Source organism: Aeromicrobium sp. REDSEA-S32_B7, assembly GCF_001626145.1.
Classification (GTDB): domain Bacteria; phylum Actinomycetota; class Actinomycetes; order Propionibacteriales; family Nocardioidaceae; genus Aeromicrobium; species Aeromicrobium erythreum.
The window spans coordinates 1-5,677 of the sequence record NZ_LUNF01000231.1 but is presented as its reverse complement, the minus strand read 5'-3'; the positions used below and the strand labels follow the sequence as shown (position 1 = coordinate 5,677).

Below are 5,677 nucleotides of genomic sequence, written 5' to 3'. Positions count from 1 at the left end.
CGTCTGCAGACGTCCGTCGACCTGGCCGCCACGCCCGTCCGGTCGGTGCGGACGGTGCTCGCCGACGGCACCACCCGCACCGTGCAGGTCCGTGACGGGGTGCTGCGGCTGCCGCGCGTGCGCACGACGTCGGTCGAGCTGCACCTGTCGCCGCAGGCGCCCCGTACCGACCTGGACTTCACGGGCACGGCGCGCGCCCTTCCGGTGGGCCTCACCGAGCTCTCGACGCCCGGCGTCGCCGGACTCCCGGTACGCCTCGACACGGTCGACGTCACGGTGCGGTGCGCCGACGGGCCCACGGTCGTCGTCGACGGCACGGTGCGACGCACCCGTCTGGCCGTCGACGCCCGCACGCTGCTGTCGGGCCAAGCGGTCCCGGTGCAGCTCTGCTCCGACGACGACGTCGCGCTCACCTCGGGCGAGCACCGCGTGGTGGCGGCGGGCACGACGGCACTGCGCCCGGCCGACCTGCTGCTGCAGCGTCAGGTCGCGACGCCCGACTCGGCGACGGTGGTGCTCGCCGAGCGGTCGAACACCAACGCCGGCTGGGAGGCCACCGGACCCGACGGGGCGGCGCTGCGGCCCACGGTCGTCGACGGCTGGCGGCAGGCCTGGTTCGTGCCGGCGGGTGCCGCGGCGCAGGTGAGCACGAGGTTCGCCCCGCAGTCGCTCTACACGACCGGCCTCGGCGTCGGTGTGCTCGCGTTCCTGGCCGTGGTCCTGCTCGCAGCGCTCCCGTCACGCCCGGGTCCGCCCGCGCGCCGCCGTGTCGAGGGCGCGTCCGGCGAGACCGTCGTCCTGGGCGGCTGGGTGCTGGCGGCGGCCTGGCTGGCCGGAGCGCCGGGCGTGCTGACCGCCCTCCTGGCCGTCGTGGCGACGTGGGCGGCCCGGCGACGTGTCCCGCCCGCTGCCCTCGTCGGGCTGCTCGTCGCCGTGGCCGGCGGGATCGCGGTGCTGCGCCCGTGGGGACAGTTCAGCACGTGGTCGGGCGACCTCGCGCTGCCTCAGCTGGCGGCGCTCGCCGCCGTGTCGGTCGTGGTGGCCGCCGGCGCGCGCCGACCGAGGTTCTTGAGGCGGAGGAACGGGCGCTCGACCAGTCGGTAGAGCAGCTCCGAGACGGGCAGCGACACGGCAAGGACCAGCACGACGACGAGCGGGAACGACGCGTTGAAGAGCGTGAGGTCGAGCCGGTCGAACAGCACCCACAGCACGATCACGTGGCAGCAGAAGAGGCTGTAGGACACGTGGCCGAGGTGCCGCAGCCACGGGTGCGCCATCCAGCGGGCGTAGGGGGTCTCGGCATCCCCGAACACGCTCGGGAGCACCACGAGCGCGGCGACGACCGCGTACGCCACGGCGCGCACGAGCGACTCCGACGACGTGCGCGCGAAGAGTCCGGCCGCGCCGCCGAGCGGGGTCGACGCGACGACGAGCACCGCCCCTGCCAGGAGCCAGCAGGCACCCGGGGCGGACGCCACCGACTCGAGGCGGTGCGCGACGCGCGACGGGCGCCCGGGCAGCGGATGGCGGCGGTCGACGTCGACGACGGCGAACGCGATGCCGACCGCGAACCAGCCCAGGAAGGCCGGGAGCGCCTGCGTCGTCCAGGGACCTAGTGGCACGAGCGGGCCGCCGATCGAGGCCGCCGACGTCCAGACGAGCGACAGCACGGCGAGGACGGAGAGCAGCGTGAGCACCCGCCTGACGCGCAGACCGTGGGTGCGTCGACCCAGCAGCACGACGAGGATCAGGGGCAGCGCGGCGTAGAACGCGACCTCGGTCGCGAGGCTCCACATCTGCGAGAGGCCCTCGGGCAGCGCCGGCTCGCGGTAGAGGTCCACGAGCGCGAGGTTCTGCACCCAGCGGTCCAGGCCGAGCTCGCGGTTCTGCCGCACGATCAGCAGCGCCAGCACGACGGTGACCCAGTAGACGGGCAGGACGCGCAGCGCGCGCTTCCAGGCGTACCGCGCCACCGAGTCGTGGTGCTCGCAGGTGCGCGCCGCGGTGAGCCAGGGATGCGCGAGCAGGAAGCCGGACAGCACGAAGAAGACGGCGACACCGACCTCGAGGCGCTGCATCGCGGCTCCGAGCAGACCCTCGTCGTAGAACCCGGCCCAGAACGCGCAGTGGGTGAGCACGACCGCGAGGGAGGCCACCGCGCGCAGCGTGTCGAGGCCCGGGTACACGGGTGCGACGGCGCGTCCGCCCGACGTCCGGTCGGCGGGTGCCGCGGGGGAGGTGGGGGAGCCGGGAACCGTCGCCGTCATCGCAGGGCCTCCAGCGTGCCCGCCGCGACGCGGTCGACGCAGACCGTCAGGCCGGGCGTCGTCACGTCGACCTCGAGCGTCGAGTAGGCGCCGTCGCCGTTGACGAGGTAGGTGTGCGGGCCGCTGAGGACCTGCATGCGTACGGGCTCGCGGCCGTCGAAGCGCAGCACGGCCTCGCCGTCGACCGACGCGGCGTAGTTGATCGTGGTCCACGGGAAGTCGGGCATCTGCGCCCGGTCGAGCGCGATGCGCCCCGGCTCACCTGGTACGACCTTCGTCCCGCAGCCGGCCACGGGTCCGGGAGCGCTCTCGGCGCCGCGCACGAGCGGCTGGCGCGCCGTGCCGTCGGTGTCGAGCACCGCGAGGTCGTTGCCCTGCCTGCGTGCGTCCACGAGATCACCGTACGGCGCGAGCACGTGCGACGGCAGGTTCCGCGGGTAGTGCAGCCCGAGCTGCACGAGCTCCGGGACCTCGAGGTCGGCGACGGGGCGCGGGTCGGCGAGCAGCGACGCGCGCGCGTTCTCGACGTAGCGACGCGCGGGGAAGTCCTCGTGCCACGGTCGCGCGTAGGCGGCCGCGTTCACCAGCGACGCGACGAGCACGACGGAGAGCGCGGCTCTCTGCGCTGCGCGCGGCACCGAGGGCAGACGGGGCAGCAGCGGACGCTCGCGCACGGTCGGTGCGTCGGGCACGCGCACCGGCAGGACAGCAGCGGCCAGCGCCAACGGCAGCACTGCGGCGAGGTCGGGCAGGTAGCGCGTGAACTGGCCGGCGACGGCCCCGACCTGCAGCCCACGGCCGAGGGCGATCGCGACGTAGGTGCCCGCCACCTGCACGAGCACCACGACGACCGCACGCCACGTGGTGCTCGGGTGCCGACGCCACGCGACGGCGACGACCACCAGGACCGCGACGGCAGCCACCACGCGCACCGCGAGCAGGGGGTCGGGGACCGACAGCGGGTCCGCGGCGACGTCCCAGCGCCAGGGTCCGCCGACCAGCCCGGGCAGCACGGACGACAGGAGGAGCCGGTCGGCGACGCCGAGCCACGGCGTGGCACCGGTGACCTGCACCGGCGGGGGCGTGGTGGCCCGGTAGAGCACGAGGTAGGCGACGCCGAGCGCGGCGAGCGGCGCGACCACGGGGCCGTGCCGGCGTACGACCCGGCCGAGCGTGCTCCGTCCGGTCCCGGAGCAGAACAGGACGACGAACGCGCCCACCGGCAGGGCCATGAGCAGCGCGCGGGGTCCGCTCGCCGCGCCGAGGAGGTAGGCCAGCACCACGAGCGCAGCCCAGCGCGGCCGTCGGTCACGGGTCCAGAGCACGAACCCCGTGACCACGAGGAAGAACGCCACCTGAGCGGGGAGCGCGTTCAGCGCGACGGCCCACCAGGAGCTCGCGTCGGCGGCGAGGGGGAGGAAGCAGAAGAGCGCGAACGGCACGAGGACGAACGGGCGCGGACCGAAGACCGTGCGCAGCATGAGCCAGCACGCGGCCGTCGCGGCGGCCGACAGCACCAGCACCGACGTCGCGGCAGCCCACCACGCGTACGGTCCGGCGGCGGCGACCAAGGCGGCGACGACGCGCCCGAGCGGCATCAGCTGGCTGTCGTTCGGCTCCAGGAGCACCGTGTGCAGCGGCCGCGCTGCGTCCTCCAGGAGCAGCAGGTCGTCGGAGTAGAACCAGCCCGGGACGACGATCCAGGCACGCCAGGCGAGCTGGGCCAGGAAGAGCACGAGAGCGGCGCCGGAGACGAGCTCCCGGGTGCCGACGCCCTCGTCGCGCAGGGTCCCGAGCAGCCGGCGCGTGACAGGTTCGACCACGACTCATCCTCACACACGTCGGGTGCGGCTCCGATGACCCTACGGACTGGTAACGTGCGCCTGATCACAACAGCGGAGGGAGCCCGACTGTGGGTAAGAAGCTGGGACTGGTGGCGCTCGTGCTGGGCGCCTTCCTGGTTCTTCTGGCAGGACTGAGCAAGTTCTACATGTACGACCGTCTGGCCGTGGTGCCCGACAACAACGAGACCACGAGCATCTCGCAGACGGCGCCGGGAGAGGACGCTGAGTACCTCAACGTCGGCGCCGAGGGCGGACCCGCGGTCGAGACCGGACCCCTGAAGTCCACGCGTATCGTGCAGGGCAACGTCGACCTGAGCGAGAAGGCCTCCGACGAGCTCGGCCGCGACGTGGCCGTGTGGGACACCTACACGTGCACCGACACGCCCGACTTCGACTGCGCCAGCGGGCAGACGCCGCTCAGCAGCACGAAGGACCGCGTCGCGTTCGACGCCCACACCGGCGAGACCGTCTCGTGGAGCGGCTCGACCACGGAGACCGGTGGCGAGGAGTCCGAGGGCGCCTTCAAGGGCCTGTACTTCAAGTTCCCGTTCGGGACCGAGAAGAAGACGTACGACTTCTGGGACGGCACCCTGAAGAAGGCCACCCCGGCCGTCTACAAGGGCGAGACCACGATCAAGGGTCTCGACGTCTACGAGTTCGAGCAGGTCATCGAGCCGACGAAGACCGGCACGATCGACGTGCCCGGCTCGCTCGTCGGCGAGGACGCCTCGCAGGTCACGGCCGACCGGATCTACGCGAACACGCGCAGCTTCCTGGTCGAGCCCGTCACCGGCGTCATCATCAAGGGCGGGGAGGCACAGGACTCCTACCTGGAGGTCGACGGCGAGCGCAAGCTCACCACCACGAAGGCGACGCTCGGCTACACCGACGCCTACATCCAGGACACCGTCGATGAGTACAAGGGCAAGGCGACGCTGCTGAAGGCCGTGGACACCACGTTCCCGATCGTCGGCGGCATCGTCGGACTCGTCCTGCTGGTCCTCGGCGTCGCGGGCCTGGCCCGTGGTCGCAAGGCCGCAGGTCGCCAGGACGGCGGCACGCACACCGCCTGAGCCGCAGGCACCTTCGTCCGGCGCGTCACCCATGGGTGGCGCGCCGGACGTGCGTCCGCAGGTCGCTACGGTGGGGCCATGGGTGCCGCCGACGACCTCTGCCGCTTCGTGGACGCCTCGCCGTCCCCGTTCCACGCCGTCGCCACCGCGGCCGCCGCGCTGGAGTCGGCGGGGTGGTCGAGGGTCGACGAGCGCGCCGCGTGGCCCGCGCCGGGTGGTCGCCGCTACGTCGTGCGCGGCGGGTCGCTCGTGGCGTGGGACGACACCGCCTCGTCGGCCGCCTCCGACGCGTTCAGGATCGTCGGTGCGCACACCGACAGCCCGACGCTGCGCCTGAAGCAGCACCACGACCGACGCTTCGAGGGCACCGACGTGCTCGCGCTCGAGCCCTACGGCGGCCCCCTGCTCACGACCTGGCTCGACCGCGACCTCGGCGTCGCCGGCCGCGTCGTGCTGCGCGACGGCGAGGAGCGGCTCGTGCACGTCGACGAGC

Annotated in this window: 3 protein-coding genes and 2 pseudogenes; 3 read left to right on the top strand and 2 right to left on the bottom strand. The window is 73.5% G+C overall.

Annotated elements, in window-relative coordinates:
• Nucleotides 1-1,104: pseudogene (locus A6Q79_RS14895) on the top strand (hypothetical protein); the annotation flags it as partial.
• On the opposite strand, the gene A6Q79_RS14890 reads toward A6Q79_RS14895, so the two are convergent.
• Nucleotides 1,005-2,267 carry an acyltransferase gene (locus A6Q79_RS14890; protein ID WP_286690066.1) on the bottom strand — a complete coding sequence of 421 codons (1,263 nt, stop codon included), beginning with the start codon at nt 2,265-2,267 and terminating at the stop codon, nt 1,005-1,007. The pseudogene A6Q79_RS14895 and the gene A6Q79_RS14890 sit on opposite strands and share 100 nt — an antisense overlap.
• The gene (locus A6Q79_RS14885; protein ID WP_286690067.1) at nt 2,264-4,090 is read right to left on the bottom strand and encodes a hypothetical protein; all 1,827 of its coding nucleotides are present in this window, start codon (nt 4,088-4,090) and stop codon (nt 2,264-2,266) included. The genes A6Q79_RS14890 and A6Q79_RS14885 overlap by 4 nt, the downstream gene beginning before the upstream one ends.
• An 89-nt stretch (nt 4,091-4,179) precedes the next feature.
• Between A6Q79_RS14885 and A6Q79_RS14880 the strand changes: the two genes are divergently transcribed.
• Both A6Q79_RS14880 and A6Q79_RS14875 read left to right on the top strand, forming a co-directional pair.
• Entirely contained in the window at nt 4,180-5,184 is a 1,005-nt protein-coding gene (locus A6Q79_RS14880) for a DUF3068 domain-containing protein (protein ID WP_286690068.1), read from the top strand.
• Between the two features lie 78 nt (nt 5,185-5,262).
• Nucleotides 5,263-5,677: pseudogene (locus tag A6Q79_RS14875) on the top strand (M18 family aminopeptidase); the annotation flags it as partial.

Coding starts and splice junctions, on each gene's coding strand:
- A6Q79_RS14890 (WP_286690066.1), bottom strand. CDS start 2,267: ATGACGGCGACGGTTCCCGGCTCCCCCACCTCCCCCGCGGCACCCGCC.